This window comes from Kribbella antibiotica (assembly GCF_004349055.1).
Classification (GTDB): Bacteria; Actinomycetota; Actinomycetes; order Propionibacteriales; family Kribbellaceae; genus Kribbella; species Kribbella antibiotica.
Genome location: NZ_SMKX01000008.1, coordinates 68,248 through 85,497, shown reverse-complemented (window position 1 = coordinate 85,497; position 17,250 = coordinate 68,248). Strand labels below are relative to the sequence as shown.

General features: G+C 66.8%; 17 protein-coding genes and 1 tRNA gene. 12 read left to right on the top strand and 6 right to left on the bottom strand.

Annotated elements, in window-relative coordinates; translation table 11 throughout:
- The first annotated feature begins 1 nt into the window (after position 1).
- From nadD to E1263_RS04765, 5 genes are all read left to right on the top strand, one after another.
- Entirely contained in the window at positions 2-613 is a 612-nt protein-coding gene (gene nadD, locus E1263_RS04785; protein ID WP_132165757.1) for a nicotinate-nucleotide adenylyltransferase, read from the top strand.
- 8 nt (positions 614-621) lie between these two features.
- Positions 622-1,020 (top strand): ribosome silencing factor, encoded by a 399-nt coding sequence (gene rsfS, locus E1263_RS04780; RefSeq protein ID WP_132165755.1) that lies wholly within the window; start codon positions 622-624, stop codon positions 1,018-1,020.
- Positions 1,017-1,664, top strand: coding sequence for a histidine phosphatase family protein (locus E1263_RS04775; RefSeq protein ID WP_132165753.1), 648 nt, complete (start codon positions 1,017-1,019; stop codon positions 1,662-1,664). The genes rsfS and E1263_RS04775 overlap by 4 nt, the downstream gene beginning before the upstream one ends.
- A gap of 730 nt (positions 1,665-2,394) precedes the next feature.
- Positions 2,395-2,467, top strand: a tRNA-Ala gene (locus E1263_RS04770).
- Between the two features lie 150 nt (positions 2,468-2,617).
- Positions 2,618-3,610: an alpha/beta fold hydrolase gene (locus tag E1263_RS04765; protein WP_132165751.1), complete on the top strand. Its 993-nt coding sequence runs from the start codon at positions 2,618-2,620 to the stop codon at positions 3,608-3,610.
- Here the strand turns inward: E1263_RS04765 and E1263_RS04760 are convergent.
- The 3 genes from E1263_RS04760 to E1263_RS04750 are packed head-to-tail and all read right to left on the bottom strand — an operon-like array spanning position 3,564 to position 5,790.
- A complete protein-coding gene (locus E1263_RS04760) occupies positions 3,564-4,157 on the bottom strand; it encodes an NAD(P)-dependent oxidoreductase (protein WP_132165749.1) in 594 nt (197 codons plus the stop codon). The genes E1263_RS04765 and E1263_RS04760 overlap by 47 nt on opposite strands.
- Positions 4,158-4,211: 54 nt before the next feature.
- Positions 4,212-4,946 carry a phosphotransferase family protein gene (locus tag E1263_RS04755; RefSeq protein ID WP_132165747.1) on the bottom strand — a complete coding sequence of 245 codons (735 nt, stop codon included), beginning with the start codon at positions 4,944-4,946 and terminating at the stop codon, positions 4,212-4,214.
- The gene (locus E1263_RS04750; protein ID WP_165956468.1) at positions 4,933-5,790 is read right to left on the bottom strand and encodes a MurR/RpiR family transcriptional regulator; all 858 of its coding nucleotides are present in this window, start codon (positions 5,788-5,790) and stop codon (positions 4,933-4,935) included. The genes E1263_RS04755 and E1263_RS04750 overlap by 14 nt, the downstream gene beginning before the upstream one ends.
- A 75-nt stretch (positions 5,791-5,865) precedes the next feature.
- Here E1263_RS04750 and E1263_RS04745 point away from each other — a divergent pair, with 75 nt between their 5' ends.
- The 4 genes from E1263_RS04745 (at position 5,866) to E1263_RS04730 (ending at position 8,892) form a co-directional block, all read left to right on the top strand.
- Positions 5,866-7,080, top strand: coding sequence for a hypothetical protein (locus tag E1263_RS04745; RefSeq protein WP_132165743.1), 1,215 nt, complete (start codon positions 5,866-5,868; stop codon positions 7,078-7,080).
- A gap of 101 nt (positions 7,081-7,181) precedes the next feature.
- Positions 7,182-7,820 (top strand): NPCBM/NEW2 domain-containing protein, encoded by a 639-nt coding sequence (locus E1263_RS04740; RefSeq protein WP_165956467.1) that lies wholly within the window; start codon positions 7,182-7,184, stop codon positions 7,818-7,820.
- A 13-nt stretch (positions 7,821-7,833) separates the two neighbouring features.
- Positions 7,834-8,448 (top strand): hypothetical protein, encoded by a 615-nt coding sequence (locus E1263_RS04735; protein ID WP_132165739.1) that lies wholly within the window; start codon positions 7,834-7,836, stop codon positions 8,446-8,448.
- 78 nt (positions 8,449-8,526) lie between these two features.
- Positions 8,527-8,892 (top strand): YciI family protein, encoded by a 366-nt coding sequence (locus tag E1263_RS04730; protein WP_132165737.1) that lies wholly within the window; start codon positions 8,527-8,529, stop codon positions 8,890-8,892.
- Here E1263_RS04730 and E1263_RS04725 read toward each other — a convergent pair.
- Positions 8,889-9,524: an SMI1/KNR4 family protein gene (locus E1263_RS04725; RefSeq protein ID WP_132165735.1), complete on the bottom strand. Its 636-nt coding sequence runs from the start codon at positions 9,522-9,524 to the stop codon at positions 8,889-8,891. The genes E1263_RS04730 and E1263_RS04725 overlap by 4 nt on opposite strands.
- 178 nt (positions 9,525-9,702) lie before the next feature.
- On the opposite strand from E1263_RS04725, the gene E1263_RS04720 reads away from it, so the two are divergent.
- On the top strand, positions 9,703-11,199 hold the full coding sequence (locus E1263_RS04720) for an FAD-dependent oxidoreductase (protein WP_202868719.1): 1,497 nt from the start codon (positions 9,703-9,705) through the stop codon (positions 11,197-11,199).
- A gap of 9 nt (positions 11,200-11,208) precedes the next feature.
- On the opposite strand, the gene E1263_RS04715 is transcribed toward E1263_RS04720, so the two are convergent.
- Positions 11,209-12,363, bottom strand: coding sequence for a serine hydrolase domain-containing protein (locus E1263_RS04715; RefSeq protein ID WP_132165733.1), 1,155 nt, complete (start codon positions 12,361-12,363; stop codon positions 11,209-11,211).
- A 116-nt stretch (positions 12,364-12,479) separates the two neighbouring features.
- Between E1263_RS04715 and E1263_RS04710 the strand changes: the two genes are divergently transcribed.
- Positions 12,480-13,415, top strand: a complete 936-nt coding sequence (locus tag E1263_RS04710; protein ID WP_132165731.1) for an ATP-binding cassette domain-containing protein — start codon at positions 12,480-12,482, stop codon at positions 13,413-13,415.
- A complete protein-coding gene (locus tag E1263_RS04705; protein ID WP_132165729.1) occupies positions 13,412-14,155 on the top strand; it encodes an ABC transporter permease in 744 nt (247 codons plus the stop codon). Before E1263_RS04710 ends, E1263_RS04705 begins: the two co-directional genes overlap by 4 nt.
- Here E1263_RS04705 and E1263_RS04700 read toward each other — a convergent pair.
- On the bottom strand, positions 14,139-17,237 hold the full coding sequence (locus tag E1263_RS04700; RefSeq protein WP_132165727.1) for an ATP-binding protein: 3,099 nt from the start codon (positions 17,235-17,237) through the stop codon (positions 14,139-14,141). The two genes, E1263_RS04705 and E1263_RS04700, sit on opposite strands and share 17 nt — an antisense overlap.
- Positions 17,238-17,250 lie beyond the last annotated feature (13 nt).

Here is a 17,250-nt window from a genome sequence, read left to right as displayed (position 1 = left end):
TATGACTGCCGTCGAGCGGGTCCGCCGGCTGGGCGTGATGGGCGGGACGTTCGACCCGATCCACCACGGTCACCTGGTCGCCGCCAGCGAGGTCCAGGCCTACTTCGATCTGGACGAGGTCATCTTCGTCCCGACCGGCCAGCCCTGGCAGAAGCTCGATCGCGACGTCTCCGCGGCCGAGGACCGGTATTTGATGACGGTGATCGCCACCGCGTCGAACCCGAGATTCTCGGTCAGTCGGGTCGACATCGACCGGCCCGGGCCGACGTACACGATCGACACGCTGCGCGACCTGTCCGCGCTCTATCCGGACGCGGAGCTGTTCTTCATCACCGGTGCCGACGCGCTGGCCCAGATCCTCACCTGGCGCGACGTCGACGAGATGTTCAAACTCGCGCAGTTCGTCGGCTGTACGCGGCCCGGAACCGAAAGTCTCGAACTGCCGCTGGACAAGCTGCCGATGGACCGGATCACCTTGCTGGAAGTTCCGGCGCTGGCGATCTCGTCGACGCAATGCCGGGCCCGGGTCGCCAAGGGAAACCCGACCTGGTACCTGGTCCCGGACGGCATCGTCCAGTACATCGCCAAGCGCGAGCTCTACATCAACCGTTAGGACTGTTAATGCCAGCCTCAGAACGCGCCATCGAGCTGCTCACCGCGGCCGCCGAGGCGGCCCACGACAAGAAGGCCGAGAACGTTCTCGCCTTCGACGTCTCCGAGCAGCTCGCCATCACCGACGCCTTCCTGGTCGCGTCCGCCTCCAACGACCGCCAGGTGCGCGCCATCGTGGACGCCGTCGAGGAGAAGCTCCGCGCCGATTTCGACATCAAGCCGGTACGCCGCGAAGGCGCCCGCGAAGGCCGTTGGGTCCTGCTCGACTACCTGGAGATCGTGATCCACGTCCAGCACGACGAGGAGCGCAACTTCTACTCCCTCGAGCGGCTGTGGCGCGACTGCCCAGTCATCAAGCTGCCGTCCGACGTACCCGGTTCAGACACAGCCTCGGGTTCGGCCGAATGACTGCTGGGCGGCTGATCGTCTGGCGGCACGGCCGTACCGAATGGAACCTGGCCGACAAGATCCAGGGCCAGGCCGACATCCCCCTCGACGAGGTGGGCATCGGCCAGGCCCGCGCCGCCGCCGCCCGCCTGGCCGCCCTGGCTCCCACCCGCCTGTTCGCCAGTGACCTCCAGCGCGCCGCTGCCACCGCCGGCGAACTGGCGGTCCTGACCGGGCTGCACATCGAGTACGACAAGTCCCTGCGCGAGATCGACGTCGACGACTGGGCCGGCCTCACCCAGGCCGAACTAGCCGCCCGCCACCCCGAGGCCGCCGCCCGCATCAAATCCGGCGCCCCCCAACGCCGCGGCACCGCTGGCGAAACCGTCGAAGAGGTAGCCACCCGCTTCGCCGACGCCCTCACCCGCATTTCTCTGCAAGGTGAGTCCGCCGACACCACCGTCATCGCCACCCACGGCCTGGCCGCCCGCGTCGGCATCTGCCGCTTCCTCAACATCCCAGACCCCCACTGGCCCGCCTTCGGCGGCCTCTCCAACTGCAACTGGGTCTCCCTCCTCCCCAACCGCGCCACCGGCTGGCGCATCGAAGAGTGGAACGCAGGCTCCCTCCCCGAACCAGTAATGTCCGACGACCCCCAGGGCTAAAAGGACACCCCTCCGCGGCGACAGCCCATTTGGTCGCCTCCGACGACGCCCGCGCCCGTCGCCCCGGGGCTGACTCTCGGCGCCGGACACAAACGGACACCGCTCCGCGGCGACAGAGCGGCCGCCGTTCCGCCCACCGCATTGGCCCAACGAACTGGGCTGGGCGGCGCCACGCACAACGGACACCGCTTCGCGGCGACAGCCTCTTGCCCGCCTCCGGCGACGGCTCGACCGCGCTCCCGCAGACCGCATGGACCGAAGAGTTGGTTGCAGCGCGGCACGAGCGACTGCAGGTAGTCGCCTAACGCATCCTCAGCGGCCGTTCGCACAGCGTGCCTGCGCTGGACGCCGCCACTACCTGCAGTGCTTCGTGCTGCGCCGGGCACCGCGCAGGACCCGAGTGCCAGGTTCACGGAAGTCTGCTGCCGCTATACGGCAGCAGGACTCCGATGATCGGCTCCGCATCGACTGATCAGCTGACGAGCGTCGGTAGGAACATGTAGTAGTCGCCCGTGGGTTCCCAGGCAATCTGCTGAGCGTGCGAGGCAACGGTGCAGGCACACACCTCCTGTCCTTCGCGTCGTTCGCATCACGCAGTTCGCCTGCTCAGCAACGCAAGCACGACACCCGGATGACCCATGTCATCTACCTCACCACCCCCAGCCAGGTATCCGATTTTTCTTCTCCGCCCTTCATCCGCTAAGCTTTCGGAGTCGCAAGGGAACACCGCGGGGCTTTGGCGCAGTTGGTAGCGCGCTTCCATGGCATGGAAGAGGTCAGGGGTTCGAATCCCCTAAGCTCCACCGCAAGAACAGCAGGTCAGGAAGGCATTACGCCTCCTGACCTGTTTTCGTTGGAGGGCCAGGGGAGCGGGTGTCGATATCGCACCCGGCCACGTCAGTGCTGGATATACCGGTCATGAGGTGACCGGTACTGGTACTTGGGTGGGAGGCATGAACTTGCCGACTAACTCGTCCAACTTCCCCGAGCCCACACTGATCGCCGTCAATGGCGTTGAGCTGGAGGTCTTCGAAGCGGGCAGACAGAACGCCGGGAAGCTTGTGGTGCTATGCCACGGCTGGCCGGATCTCGCCTTCACCTGGCGTTATCAGGTGCCTGCGCTCGTTGCTGCGGGCTACCACGTCATCGCCCCCAATCAACGCGGGTACGGCGGCTCCTCCCGCCCGGACGAGGTCGCCGCGTACGACGTCGCGCATCTGGCTGGCGATCTTGTCGCGCTCCTCGACCACTATGGCTACGAGGATGCGATCTTCATCGGGCATGACTGGGGCGCGATGGTCGTGTGGAGTCTCACCCTGCTGCATCCGACGCGGGTCAACAAGGTGATCTGTCTGAGCCTGCCGTACCAGGTGCGCGGAGAGACGCCCTGGATCGAGTTCATGGAAGCGGTGCTCGGTAGCGACTTCTACTTCGTCCATTTCAACCGGCAGCCCGGTGTTGCCGACGCCGTGTTGGACGAGAACCCGGAACGATTCCTGCGCAACCTGTACCGCAAGAACGAGCCTCGCCAGGAGCCGCGGCCAGGGATGGTGATGATCGATCTTGCTCGGGCGGAGACTGCTCTCGGAGAACCTCTGCTGAATGACAGCGACCTGGGCGTCTACGTCGCAGCCTTCGAGAAGTCCAGGTTCACTGGCGGCATCAACTGGTACCGGAACCTTGACCGCGGCTGGCACCTGCTTGCCGACGTCGACCCGATCATCCACCAGCCCGCCCTCATGATCTACGGCGACCGCGACGCCGTGGCCCCGGCCGAGAATCTCGCGGAGTTCGTGCCCAACGTCGAAGAGATCCACCTCGACAGCGGGCACTGGATCCAGCAGGAGAAGCCCGAGGAGACGAATCGCGCGATCCTGGAATGGCTGGCACGGTACGACGCTATTCGGCCAGGGTTGGCTGGCGGTGGAGCCAGGCTTGGGTGGTGATCTCGTCGATGACGAAGCGGGCCAGGTCGGTGCGGGTGATCTGCCAGCCGCCGACGGGAGTTTGGTTGTCTTCGACCCGGTAGGTGCCGGTGGCGGGCTCGTCCAGGAGGCGGGTCGGGCGGACGAAGGTCCAGTCGAGGTCGGCCGCGGCCACTAGGGACTCCATGGCGCGCATGTCGTCGTATGCCTCGCGCATGAGTGTGTTGGCGAGGATGCGGTAGACCGGTTTGAAGTTGGGGTCGTTGTGGCGAACGCCGGCTGAGGTGATGGCGATCAGGCGGACGCCGTCCAGGGCGGGGATCAGGGCTCGGGCGGCGTCGGAGTACAGGCCGTCGGCTTTGCGGCCGGCGGGGCCGATGGCGGAGATGACTACGTCTTGGCCTTTGAGAGCGACCTCCACAGAGGCTGGGTCGCGGAGGTCGACGACCTGAGCGCCTGGCTGGGGTGTGCGGACGGCGGCGGTTACTTCGTGCCCGGCGGCGCGGGCCTCCTCGACCAGGAGGCGGCCGCTGCGGCCGTTGGCGCCGAGGATCAGGACCTTGCTCATGAGCCAACCTCCATCGAACGGTGTTCGTCTAGCGAACACTGTACGACATGAGGTTCACATCCGAGCGCGCAGTACGTCGAACTCGGCGCCGGGGGTGTTCGGATCGAAACCGTGCTCGAGGAGCCAGCGGGCGTTGCAGAGGCTGCGGATTGACCACCAGGCGCGGATGATGTCGAGGTCGGCGGGGCCGTAGCCGGCTAGGAGGTGGGGGAGCTGTTCCTCGTGGCCGAGGGTGAGGCTGGCGAGGTCCCAGAGAGGGTCGCCTTGGGCTGCTTCGGACCAATCGATGATTCCGGTGACGGCATCGTCGGACGTGAAGACGTGGGTGATCTGCAGGTCGCCGTGGATGAAGGCGGGCGTCCACGGGCGGAGGGCGGCTTCAGCGACCTCGCGGTTGCGGGTGACCAGGTCAGCCGGGAGCACGGCGTTGCTGATCAGCCAGCCGCATTCGCGGTCGAGTTCGGCGACGATGTCGTCGAGGATCCGGCCTGGCCAGGGTGGCAGAGGTGCGTCGTGCAGTTGGCGAATGACCAAACCTGCGGCGGCCCAGGCTGCTGGCGAAGCGGGGGAGGGCTCGCCGAGTACGCCGAGTGCTTCGCCCGGTACGGCGGCGATTGCGAGCGCAGGCGCCTTGCGCCAAAGGATTTCAGGCGTGGGAACCGGGGCCAGCGCGATGGCCTCGATCTCGACGTCGAGGTTCGACTGATCGGAGTCGATCTTCACGAACACGTCGCCGACGCGCAGCGTCGCGCGATCGCTGTGGGCGACGACAACCTCAACCTTTTCCATGTCGGCCAGTATCTCGGTGCGAGTCCAGTGCTTTTGCTGTCGCGATCAGGCGCGGAAGGGTGTCGGCGTGGGTGTGTTGAGCGACGCGGGTGTAGAGGATGTCGAGCACGAGGAACTGGGCATGCCGATCGGCCAGCGTGGCCGGGTCAGTGCCCGGGGCGGCGGTGGTGAGGACGTGATCCGCGACCTCGGCCAGCGGCGAGTTCGGGTGGGCGGTGATGGCAACGGTGAGCGCACCGCGGTCGCGGGCGGCGCGCAGTACCTCGATGGTTTCGGTGATCCGACCGGACGTAGAGATGCCGATGTAGACGTCGGTCGGTTCGGCGAGCGTCGCGGAGACCAGGCCGCTGTGAACATCGCCAGAACTCCAACAGGGGATGGCGATGCGTTGCAGTCGTCGGCGCAGTTCGTCGGCGCTGACCCCGCTGGTGCCGACGCCGAAGAAGTGACATTGCCGAGCGGTCGCCAAGCGTTCAGCCACAGTGTCGACGCTTGAAAGATCGAGCCGGGCGGCGGTGTCGGCGAGGGCTTGCGTGGTAGTTGCCATCAGCACCTTCATGACCTGATCGGCGCTGTCGTCGGGCCCGATCTCACGGCCGATGTCGGCGCTCCACCGCTGTGCCCCGGCCGCCTCCGCAAGCGCGACCCGAAGCTCCGCGAACCCGGTCAGTCCACAGGTCCGGCAGAAGCGAGTGACCGTTCCTTGTGACGTCCCGGTGCGTTCCGCCAGTTCGGTGATCGTTAATCGTGAAGCGGTCGATGGCTCTGCCAGCACGAAGTCGGCGATCTGCCGCAGCGATCCACTGAGCCCGTCGTAGGCCGCCCGCACACCGTCGAGACTCATCGCAGGCTCCTCACCGAGAGCAATAATTGTTTCCATGATATTGACACCAGGGAGCCCAAAGTGGAAATTATTTCCATGACCGTGTCGCGCCGTGCAGTACTCGGTGGAATCGCAGCCCTAGCCCTCACCGCTCCCCGCGCCGAAGCCACCTGCCGCCCGGCGGACGCCTCGATGACCGCGGCCGCAGGCTTCCTCGCCGCAAAGATCGACGAGTACGGCGCCGGTTCCACCCTGCGCGTCCCGCGCAGCTACACCGGCGGCTTCTTCGACACCATCAACTTCGTCTCGTCCTTCCTGTACGACGACGCCCTCACCGTGATCGCGTTGATCCACGAAGGCTCGGCCGCCCAACTCGACCGCGCGAAGATGCTCGGCGACGTGCTGCTGTACGTGCAGTCCCACGACCCGATCGGCGACGGTCGCACGCGAGCGTCGTACCAGCCTGACCCGCTGATCACCGCCGACGGTACGCCGTACATCGGATCGCCGGCCGCCTACTCGGGCAACCAAGCCTGGGTCGGTATGGCGCTCTGTCACCTCTACCACCGGACTAAGCAGCAGAAGTATTTGGCCGGTGCGCTGACCGCCGCCAACTGGATTCAGGCGCACACCTGGTCCGCTGCCGGTATCCCCGGCTACACCGGCGGCCGCAGTGCCGACGATCAGCCGCTGACCTTCAAGGCCACCGAGCACAACATCGACATCACCGCTTTCTTCGCCATGCTCAGAACCCAGACCGGCAAGGCGATCTGGGGCACCCGATCCGCGCAGGCGGCGTCGTTCGTCCGCGCGATGTGGGACCGGAGCAAACTGTGGACCGGCACGAACCCCGACGGCGTCACGATCAACCGGCACCCGGTCCCGGCCGACGTACAGGTCTGGGCCTACCTGGCGACCCGCGACTACAGCCCAGCGCTGACCTGGACCATCAACACTCTTGGGGCGACCGACAACGGCTTCACCGGCATCAGCTTCAGTGACACTGACACCTCCAAAGTGTGGTTCGAGGGCACGGCCCATCTGGTCGCCGCACTCAAGCTTCGTAATGCTCCGGGCGACAGAGCGAGAGTCAGCAACTACCTCGCGAGCCTCCGCGACGCCCAGACCCGCGCGCCCAACGCAGACGGTCGCGGCATCGTCGCCGCCTCGTCCGACGGACTCGACACCGGCTTCGGCGACCTCTACTACGCGTCCCTCCACACCGGTGCCACCGCCTGGTACCTCCTCGCCGCCCAGGGCACCAATCCCTTCGTGCTTCAAGGAAAACCCGCTCCACAGTTCCACTCGTGAAGATCTGGAGAATCCGGGCCGGTGAGTGGAGGCAGGATTTGTCCCGTTGTCACGGTGGGTGATGGTCGCCTAGCATTCGGGGCCGAGGCGAGTGGGGGAACGTGGCAGAGAAGAAGGAAGGCTCTTCGCGGGTCAAACTGATCACTGAACTGGTGATCTTGGCGGCTGCGATCGCGGGGCTCTTGACGGCGTACCTGACGTTGCGATCGAAGGACGACGAGGGTACGGCACCACCGCCCGGCAACTCGCCGTCGGCGACCGTACCGAGCACGCCACCGCCGGTAACGGATCCGTCCGAATCGCCGCCGCCGAGTACGACGGAGCCCGCGGCAGTCCAGTACCTCGCGGATCTCGACGCGCTCCAGGGTGACACCCGGCAGCAGCAGGCGGAGCTCAGTGACAAGGGCAAGCGCACGCAGTACCTGCACAGCCTGAAACCGCCGAACCCGTTCGTCGAGTACACGTTCGAGTTCGCGATCACTGAGGGCAAGTACTTCTGCTCGACCGTCGGTATCGACACCAAAGGGTCGAGCGGCAACGTGATGGCCTTCCAGGTCTACCTGGACGGCAAGAGCGTTGCCGACTATCAGACCGCCACGAACGAGACCCGCCCCGTCCAGGTCGAGCTGACCGGGCACAGCCAGATCAAGCTCTTCTCGTCCGCCGTGAAGCGCGAGGGCACCCGCCCGCCGGCCGTCTGGGCCGACGCACGCTTCGCCGACAACTGCACCCAGAACTGAACCCGGAGGATTTGTGTCACCGAACTGGCTGTTCCTGATCCTCATCCCGATCGTGCTGCTCTGCATCTTCTTCCCGATCTTGGTGATCAAGAAAGTCCGCCGCAGCGGGGTGCTGGGCGCGCCGGCCGGGCAGAATCCGTTCCACCAGGCCGCGGGGGAGAGCCGCGAGGATTTTGTCCGGCGGTACTGGAACCGCTCGGGCGTGGTCATGGATGGCGTCACGCTGGTCGATCTTTACGATCGCGTCCGTGTCCTTGAGGGGCGTGGCCCGGGGACGGAGCCGGGCGCGTTTGTCAGTCAGGGTCCGTTTCAGCAGGCGCCGGGTCAGAGTCGCGAGGATTTTGTCCGGCAGCACTGGAATCGCTCCGGTGTGGTCGCGGATGGCGTCACGCTGGTCGATCTTTACGATCGCGTCCGTGTCCTCGAGGGGCGTGGCCCGGGGGCGGAGCCGGGCGCGTTTGTCAGTCAGGGTCCGTTTCAGCAGGCGCCGGGTCAGAGCCGCGAGGATTTTGTCCGGCAGCACCGGAATCGCTCCGGCGTGGTCGCGGACGGCGTCACCCTGATCGACCTCTACGACCGCATCGGCGTCCTCGAGGGCCTGGCCCGCACCGAACAGAAGTCTGAGTAACCTGTCGAAATCGCGGTTCGGCGTTCGTTGCGCAGGTAACAGGCGGTCCACGGGTGACCGCCGGAGTGGAGTGCTGACATGGACAAGTACCTGATCTCGTTCGACCGCGGCGCGATGGACCACATCCCCGCAGAAGACTTCCCGCAGGTCGGCGAAGACGCACACGCAGTCTGCCGCGAAGCGAAGACCGCCGGCGTCCTCATCTTCACCGGCGGCATCCACTACGACACCGACGACGAAACCCTCGCCGCCAACCCCGCCGTAGTGGACACCAACGGCCTCATCACCGACGGCCCCTACCCCGAAAGCAAAGAGCTCATCGGCGGTGTCTTCGTCGTCGAGGTCGCCACCCGCGAAGAAGCCCTGCACTGGGCCGCCAAAGTGGCCGCCGCTTGCCGCTGTCCCCAAGACGTCCGCAAGTTCATGTACGACGCCGAGGTCTAAAGAACCTGCCGCTCGGCCGCATCAAGCCAGCGCCGGTACCACCGGGCGAAGCCGAGGGGCGTCCGGTCCTCGTCGTACATCGGCCGGAACCCCTTGTCCTCGGTTGTGTCGTCCGCCCACATCTGACCGCGCGCCGGCCCAGTGATCACCAGGCACTCGCGAAGCGCGCATCCCAGGTGACACAGGTAGAGAAGCCCGATGGAGTGCTTGGGGTCGTAGACGATCGCATCGACCGCCTCCACCCACGCGTCGTCGGACTCAAAGTCCTCCCGCGCAGGTGTCCCATCGGCCGGGTTGAAGGCCTGGACATGCGGGAAGGGCTGGTCGAGCGTGTCCAGGTCAGTGAGCTCGGCGCCATCGCCGTCCCACTGCCAGCGCCCGGCCAGACGTCGTACCGGAAAGAGCCCGTACGCCGGACCGGCCCCACCGCGCCCGACTTGCAGCACGAACGACCGATACTCCGCAGGCAGTTCGACTCCGAGTTGGGTCTCGGCGTCAGCCAACTCGTCCGGTCCGAGCGGTGGCTCGAGTTGCCAGGTGTGTTCGTCGGCACCGAACACCACGCGACGGCGGTCTGCGCGCCGAAGGTGCTCGATTCGTTCGCGCACATCTGACCAGTCGAGGGTTGTCACGGTCGGAAGCGTACCGATGGACGGGTAGAGGTTGGGGGTTGCAGCGTGGGTGCGGCTGCGGGGGTGGCGTTTAGGGGACCACTACCCGTTGATCGGTACGCGGCCGCTGTTTCGGCGTGACAGCGGGGGGACAGCGCAGCGCGTGTGCGCTGTAAGCGGTTGTTGTGAGGCTCTTCTTGTGACCGAGGACAGGGAGAAACTCATGTACGACGTAGCGATAGTTGGTGCCGGACCGGTTGGGTTGTTCCTGGCGTGTGAGCTGGGGTTGCAGGGGTGTTCGGTGGTGGTGCTGGAGCGGGAGGCCGAGGCGGGGTCGGTGTGGCGGGCGGCGCCATTGGGCTTGCGGGGGTTGATGGCTTCGTCGCTGGCGGGGTTCTACCGGCGGGGGCTGCTGCCGGATCTGCTGGAGGTCTCCGAGGGGATCCTGGTGGCGGACGAGCCGTTGCAGGTCAAGGGGTTCGGGCACTTCGCCGGGATCATGATCGATCCGGACAAGGTCGACCTGGCGGCGTTGCCGCATCGGCTGCCGACGCCTGCGCCGGAGGGATTGATGACGCCGCTCGCGCATGTCGAGCAGATCCTCGCTGAGCGCGCGGTGAAGTACGGCGTGGAGATCCGCCGCGGCGCAGAGGCGACAGAGCTGACCCAGTACGACGACCACGTGGTCGTCCGGGCCGGTGATGACGACTACGCCGCCCGCTGGGTGGTCGGGACCGACGGCGGCCGGAGCGCCGTACGGCGGTTGGCGGGGTTCGAGTTCGTCGGGACCGAGCCGCTGTTCACCGGGTACACGATGCAGGTCGAGCTCGATGACCCGGGCAAGCTGAAGCCGGGGTTCAACCCGACGGAGAACGGCATGTACGTCGCGATGCGGATCGGCGGACATATCGGCGTGCTGGACTTCGATCACGGTGCTTTCGACCGGAGTCAGGAGCTGACGAAGGAGCACCTGCAAGATGTTCTGCGCCGGGTGTCGGGCACGGACGTGACGATCACCGAGCTCGGCCTCGCGTCGACGTACACCGATCGTGCTCTGCAAGCGACGACGTACCGGAAGGATCGCGTGCTGCTGGCGGGCGACGCCGCGCACATCCATTCACCGCTGGGCGGGCAAGGGCTGAACACCGGTCTCGGCGATGCGATGAACCTGGGCTGGAAGCTCGCCGCGACCATCCAGGGGCACGCGCCCGACGATCTCCTCGACACCTACACCGCCGAGCGGCATCCGGTCGGCGAGTGGGTGCTCGACTGGACCCGCGCACAGGTGACGGTCCTGAAGCCGGGTGCGCACGGCCGCGCTCTCCAAGGGGTGATGCGCGAAATGCTCGATACCCCGGACGGCGCGACGTACATCTACAAAAAGATCTCCGGCATGCAGCGCCGCTACGACCTCGGCAGTGAACACCCGCTCGTCGGCCGGATCGCTCCCGAGTTCCGGCTTCAGGACGGCACGCGGCTCGCCGATCTGATGACGGACGGCCGCGGCGTCCTCCTCGATTTCACTGGCGAACTCAACGGCCTCGACCTGAACAGCCACTTCCGGTACGCCGCTGGTCCGGCGATCGACGATCTCGGACTGGCCGCCGTACTGGTCCGGCCGGACGGTGTCGTTGCGTGGGCAGGGGATGCCGATCGGGACGCGTTCGAGCAGGCCGCGAAGCGCTATTTCGGATGACGATCGTGCCTACGACTGGTCAGCTGAGCAGAAGACGCTCTGCAGCAGCTTGTTGAGGGTCGGCTGGAAGACGGCGGCCGGGTCGATCGGGGCGTCCCCGGTGGTGATGGATGCGGTGAGAGTTTTGGTCCCGTCAGCGTTGCTGTAGACCAAGGCCGCATAGCCACCGGGGGCTGCGCCGTTGTGGTAGTAGAGGGTTCCGATGCAGCTGTCCTGGCTGAACAGGCCAAGGCCATAGTGGAAGTCGCCGCTGCGCGGATCGCCCTTCCGCATCTCGGCCAGCAGGGCGGGTGGCAGGAGTCGGCCGCCTTGGAGCGCCGAGGTGAAGGTCTGCAGGTCCTTGGTGGTCGAGATCATGTCGCCGGCGCCGGTCAGGAGCGATGGGTTCTGGCGAGTGACATCGGCGATCTTCCACTCAGTGCCGTCCTGATAGCGGTAGTAGCCGTGGGCATGCGGTCCGGGGATGTCGAGACTGGTGCCGGGGGCAACGGTTCCGGTCAATCCGAGTGGGCGGACGATCTGGCGGCGCAGAGCTTCGGCGTACGAGTGGCCGGTGAGTTTCTCGACGAGGAGGGCGGCGACTGTGTAGTTGGTGTTCGAGTAGCTCCAGCCGGTTCCGGGGGCGAAGCGCGGCGGCTTGGAGAGCGAGAATTTCACCAGTTCCTCCGGGCGGTAACTGCGGTAGCGGGTGTCGACCCAAGCCTTACCGCTCGCGTCCACGCCTAGCTCGAAGGTGCCGTCGGGCATGAGGTCGCCGGTGTAGTTGTACAGGCCGCTGGTGTGTTGCAGCAGCATCCGGACCGTGATGCGGGGATCGAGGCCGAGCTTCGGCAGCCGCGGTGCGACCGGGTCGTCGAGCTTGATCTTTCCGGCTGCGACCTGTTGAAGGACGAGGACCGAGACGAAGGTCTTGGAGACGCTGCCGACGCGGAAGCGGCCGTTGGTCGCGGGCTTGGCGGGGTCGCCGAGCTTGCGGACGCCGGCGCTCCCGGTCCACTCGTGGTTGCCGTCGCGGACGCGCAGCTGGAAACCGGCGAATCCGGCATCGACAACCGCCTGAGCGGCCTGCTGCAGATCGGGGCGGGAACGTACGGCCGCGGCGGGAGTGATGGAGCCGGCGAGTAGGGCCGTCGCCAGTGCGATGGGGATCAGGATTCTTCTCATGTGATCCACCCTCGCGACGAGCCCTGACACAGCCCCGCCGTACGGCGGCACCCGCGGTGTCAGGCGTGTCAGGACGGTGTCAGGGGAGCGTCAGGGCCGGTCGGGATCTTGGTGGCATGACAGGTTCAGCGATCACGGCTTCCGGCCTCCGGAAGGCCTACCACGACAAGGTCGTCCTCGACGGCATCGATCTGGACGTCCCCGCCGGGACGATCTTCGCCCTGCTCGGCCCGAACGGCGCCGGCAAGACCACCACCGTCAATGTCCTCACCACGCTGACCAAGGCTGACGCCGGCACGGTCCGCGTCGCTGGGTACGACGTCGCCTCCGACGCGAAGGCGGTGCGCAAGGCGATCGGTGTGACCGGCCAGTTCGCGGCCGTCGACGAGTTGCTCACCGGCCGCGAGAACCTGCAGCTGATGGTCGACCTGAGCGCGATCAAGGACGGTCAGCGGATCATCGCCGACCTGCTGGAGCGGTTCGAGCTGACCGAGTCCGCCGACCAGCAGGCATCGACGTACTCGGGTGGTATGCGCCGCAAGCTCGACCTCGCGATGACGCTGGTCGGCAGCCCGCGGATCATCTTTCTCGACGAGCCGACCACGGGTCTCGACCCGCGCAGCCGCCGGACGATGTGGACGATCATCCGGGACCTGGTCGCGGACGGCGTCACGATCCTCCTCACCACGCAGTACCTGGAGGAGGCCGACCACCTGGCCCACCGCGTCGCCGTACTGGACGGCGGCAAGATCGTTGCCGAAGGCACCCCCGACGAGCTGAAGCGCCGCATCCCCGGCACGCACGTCCGCTTCCGCTTCGGTACGGCGGCCGACCTGGCAACCGCGGAGCGGATCCTCGACGGCGCGACCGCGGACGAGAACGAGCTGGTACTGCGTGTGCCCAGCGACGGCCGGACCAAGTCGGTCCGCGGCCTGCTCGATCGGCTCGACGAGTACGCGCTCGATGCCGAGGAGTTCTCGGTCCACACCCCTGATCTCGATGACGTTTTCCTCGCCCTGACGGGCCACACCACTGAGGCGGCCAAGAAATGAAGAACCACTCGATCGTGATGCTGCGACGCAACCTCAAGCACATCGCCCGCAACCCGATGTCGGTCTTCAATGCGGTGCTGATGCCGATCGTCGTGATGCTGATGTTCGTCTACATGCTCGGCGACGCCTTCAGCGTGGGCGTCGATTATGTCGACTACGCGACACCAGGCCTGCTCCTGCTGGCCGTCTGCTATGGGCTCGGCTCGGTCTCGCTGGCCGTCAACTCCGACAAGACGAAGGGCATCATCAACCGCTTCAAGGTGATGGACGTGCCACCGAACGCTGTCCTGACCGGCCATGTCATCGCCAGTGTGCTGACCAACCTGATCGCGGTCGGCGCGGTCATCGGGGTCGCGTTCCTGCTCGGCTTCAACCCGGCGGCGAGTTTCCCGCAGTGGCTCGCGGTGATCGGCATCGTGCTGCTGCTCAGCCTCGCAACCAGCTGGATCACGGTCGCTCTGGGGCTGGTCGCGAAGACTCCGGAGACGGCTGGGCTGGTGACTGTTCCGCTGATCATGCTGCCGTTCTTCAGCAGCGCGATCGTGCCGGCGGACAAGATGGGGCCGGGTATCAAGCAGTTCGCCGAATACCAGCCGTTCACGTCGATCATCGAGGCGCTGCGCGGCCTGCTGAACGGCGTACCGGCTGCTGGCGATGTGATTCCGGCGCTGGCCTGGCTGGTCGGGATTCTGGTGGTCGGCTACTTCTGGGCGTCGTCGACGTTCACCAAGCAGGCGTGATCTTCAGCGTGGCGGCGGCGAGGTCACGCCAGTCCGCCGACGCACCTTCCGCAGTCGCCTCGGTGAACCGCGTGTCGCCGAGGCGGCGTCGTACTGTCTGCTCGATCCGGTCGATGTCAGGCAGCGACCGGTCGCGCAGGCCGCGGATCTTGTGGCTGGCCGCGAGCAGCCGTGCGGCCTGCTCAAACTCTTCCTGCCGTACGGCGAGGTCCGCGACCCCGATGAGCGTCTGCGCGACCATCAGCGGCGACCGGTCAGCCGACGCTTCGAGCACCGCCGCCTGGTAGGCGCGGGCCTGGTCCAGGTCATCGGTGAGGTAGCCGAGGATGCCGTCGATCGCGCCCCGCATCCCAGCGTGACCGGAGTTGGCGGGGAGCCCAGCCGTCGCGAGGTCGAGTTGCCGCCGGGCCTCTTCGGAATCGCCCCGCCACCGGGCTAGCTCCGCCTTCGCCAAGGTCAGCTCGGCCAGCGCCTCCGGGAGCGCGACCTGCCGGGCAACCCGCTCGGCCTGTGTCATAGCCACTTGGCTAGCTGCTTCGTCGCCGGCCAGCCAGTGCAATTGGGCCTGGCGCGCACGCATCCGCAGCAGGTCCTCGATAGCGCCGACCTCCGTGACGACGTCGGCCGCCTGCTCGTAGTACTCGGCCGCATTGGCGAATTCGCCGCGGACGGTGATCCGATCGGCCAACTCGGTCAGCGCGAACGCGATACCCCAGCGCTCGCCGACCGCGCGGAAGTCCGCGACCGCCTGCTCGAGGTGGGCGTCCGCCGTCCGGCTGCCGTCGCCGAGGTGGATCCGCTGCTTACCCAGTTGAAGTTGTGCGAGGGCGGCGACCCACGGATCGTCGTCGGTCAGCAACGATTCGAAGGCGGGCATGAACGCACTCTCGTCGTGCAGCAGCCCTTCGAGGGCGGTGGCGAATCGCACCGCAGGGTGCTTGTTCTCGATACCGTGGCTCAGCTGGAACAGCCGCTGAATCCATTCCATCGCATCGAACTGATCGCTCCGCCCGGACGACATGAATCCCACGACGAACGACAGCACGACGGCCTGGATCTCGTCGGCGACCTCACCCGGTACGGCGGTCGCGGCCATCAGCAGCTCGCTGCCCTCGGCGCGGTGACCGCCCAACCACCAGTACCAGCAGGCGCCTGCGGCCAGTCGCATCGCGGGCTCTGCTTCGCCAGCGGCGAGGGCTCCGCGCATCGCCGCGGTGATGTTGTCGTGCTCAGCCTCGAGGATGGCAAGCCATTCCAGCTGCTCGCCCCTTCTGAGATGTGGATCCGCGGTCTCGGCGAGTTGGGTGAAGTAGGCGAGATGGGAGCGCCGCGCCAGCTCGGCCTCACCCGCCTCGGCGAGGCGCTGCTCGGCGTACTCCTTGACCATGCCGAGCATCCGGTACCGCGGCGCATCATTGCCCTCAGCAACCACCAGCGACTTCTCGGTCAGGGCGGTGAGAAGCTCGAGAGCATCGCCCGTGCAGACGTGTTCGGCGGCCTCGAGGCTCGCGCCACCGGCGAACACCGAGAGTCGGCGCAGGACGGTTCGCTCCGGTTCGCTGAGGAGCTCCCAGCTCCAGTCGATCACCGCGCGCAACGTGCGGTGCCGCGGAAGCGCCGTACGGCTGCCGCCAGTCAGCAACCGAAACAGATCGTCGAGCCGGTGCGCGAGCTGGTCCAGCGTCATCGTCCTGAGCCGGGCCGCTGCAAGCTCGATCGCCAACGGCATCCCGTCGAGCGCCCGGCATACCCGCGCCATGGTGGCCAGGGTTGCATCAGTGGTTGGAAGATCTTTCCGTACGGCGCTCGCCCGATCCCTCAGGAGTCGCACGGCCGGCGATGATTCGATCTCGGCCGGGTCGGCGTCCTCGTCGGGGAGCGCGAGTGGTGCGACCGCCCAGAGTGCTTCGCCGGTGATGCCAAGCGGTTCACGGCTCGTGGCGAGGATCCGCAGTTGCCGGCACTCGCCAAGGACGCGATGAGCGAAGGCAGCCGCCGACTCGATGACATGCTCGCAGTTGTCCAGGATCAGCAGCAGCTCACGATCGCGGATCGCGCTGATCACCCGGTCGACGGCGTCAGCCTCCGGCGCTCCACCCAGCAACGCATCTCGATGCCCGAGCCCCGCCAACACCGCCCCAGCCACATCATCAGCCGCCCCGATCGCGGCAAGCTCAACCACCCGCGCCCCACCCTGCAAGTCGTTGACGAGCGCTCGCGCGGTCTCCATCGCGAGGCGGGTTTTGCCTGAACCGCCTGGGCCGATCAGCGTCGTCAGCCGGTGTCCGGCGACCAGTGCTGCGACCGCGGTGACGTCGTCGTCTTTGCCGACATAGGAGGTCAGCTCGGCGCGCAGGTTGGACTTCGGTGCCTCCTCGCGGCGGCCGAGCTCACCCCGCAGCAACGCAACATGCAGCCCGGCAAGCTCGGGGGAGGGGTCGACCCCGAGTTCATCCGCGAGCGTCTCTCGGGTTCGCTCGTAAACCAGCAGCGCCTCAGCGTCCCGACCGCTAGCAGCCAACGCCCGCAGCAACGCACCGACCAGCCGCTCCCGCACCGGGTGCGCAGCGACCAGATCAGTCAGCTCGGTCACCAACTGTGCCCCGCGCCCACGACCGATCTCCGCATCGAACCAGTCCTCGGCCGCGGTCAGCCGCAACCCCTCCAACCGCGTGACCGCCGCGTCGAACGCCGTACTGTCCTGCAACCCGACATCCTGCAGCGCCGCCCCACGCCACAAGTCCAGCGCCTCGCGCAATCGCCCTTGCCCAACCAGCCGCTCGAACGAAACTGCATCAACAGCATCCGCCTCGACCACCAGGCGGTAGCCGTCCGGTGTACCGTCGATCGCGCCGCCGGGCAGCACTTTCCGCAACCGCGAAACCAAACGCTGCAACGCATTGGCGGCCTCCGCCGGTGGCTGCTCACCCCACACCCAGTCGACCAGCCGCGCCTTCGGAACCACCTGCCCAGGCTCAAGCGCCAGCGCAACCAACAGACCACGCAGCCGCGCTCCGGGAACGTCGACAACCACCCCGTCGTCGGCCCGAACCACGAACGACCCCAACATCCCGATCTGCACAGCCTGATCTTGC

Bases quoted from the DNA above. Each gene is read 5' to 3' on its own strand.
- nadD (WP_132165757.1), top strand. From the start codon at position 2: ATGACTGCCGTCGAGCGGGTCCGCCGGCTGGGCGTGATGGGCGGGACG.
- rsfS (WP_132165755.1), top strand. From the start codon at position 622: ATGCCAGCCTCAGAACGCGCCATCGAGCTGCTCACCGCGGCCGCCGAG.
- E1263_RS04775 (WP_132165753.1), top strand. From the start codon at position 1,017: ATGACTGCTGGGCGGCTGATCGTCTGGCGGCACGGCCGTACCGAATGG.
- E1263_RS04765 (WP_132165751.1), top strand. From the start codon at position 2,618: ATGAACTTGCCGACTAACTCGTCCAACTTCCCCGAGCCCACACTGATC.
- E1263_RS04760 (WP_132165749.1), bottom strand. From the start codon at position 4,157: ATGAGCAAGGTCCTGATCCTCGGCGCCAACGGCCGCAGCGGCCGCCTC.
- E1263_RS04755 (WP_132165747.1), bottom strand. From the start codon at position 4,946: ATGGAAAAGGTTGAGGTTGTCGTCGCCCACAGCGATCGCGCGACGCTG.
- E1263_RS04750 (WP_165956468.1), bottom strand. From the start codon at position 5,790: ATGAGTCTCGACGGTGTGCGGGCGGCCTACGACGGGCTCAGTGGATCG.
- E1263_RS04745 (WP_132165743.1), top strand. From the start codon at position 5,866: ATGACCGTGTCGCGCCGTGCAGTACTCGGTGGAATCGCAGCCCTAGCC.
- E1263_RS04730 (WP_132165737.1), top strand. From the start codon at position 8,527: ATGGACAAGTACCTGATCTCGTTCGACCGCGGCGCGATGGACCACATC.
- E1263_RS04715 (WP_132165733.1), bottom strand. From the start codon at position 12,363: ATGAGAAGAATCCTGATCCCCATCGCACTGGCGACGGCCCTACTCGCC.
- E1263_RS04710 (WP_132165731.1), top strand. From the start codon at position 12,480: ATGACAGGTTCAGCGATCACGGCTTCCGGCCTCCGGAAGGCCTACCAC.
- E1263_RS04705 (WP_132165729.1), top strand. From the start codon at position 13,412: ATGAAGAACCACTCGATCGTGATGCTGCGACGCAACCTCAAGCACATC.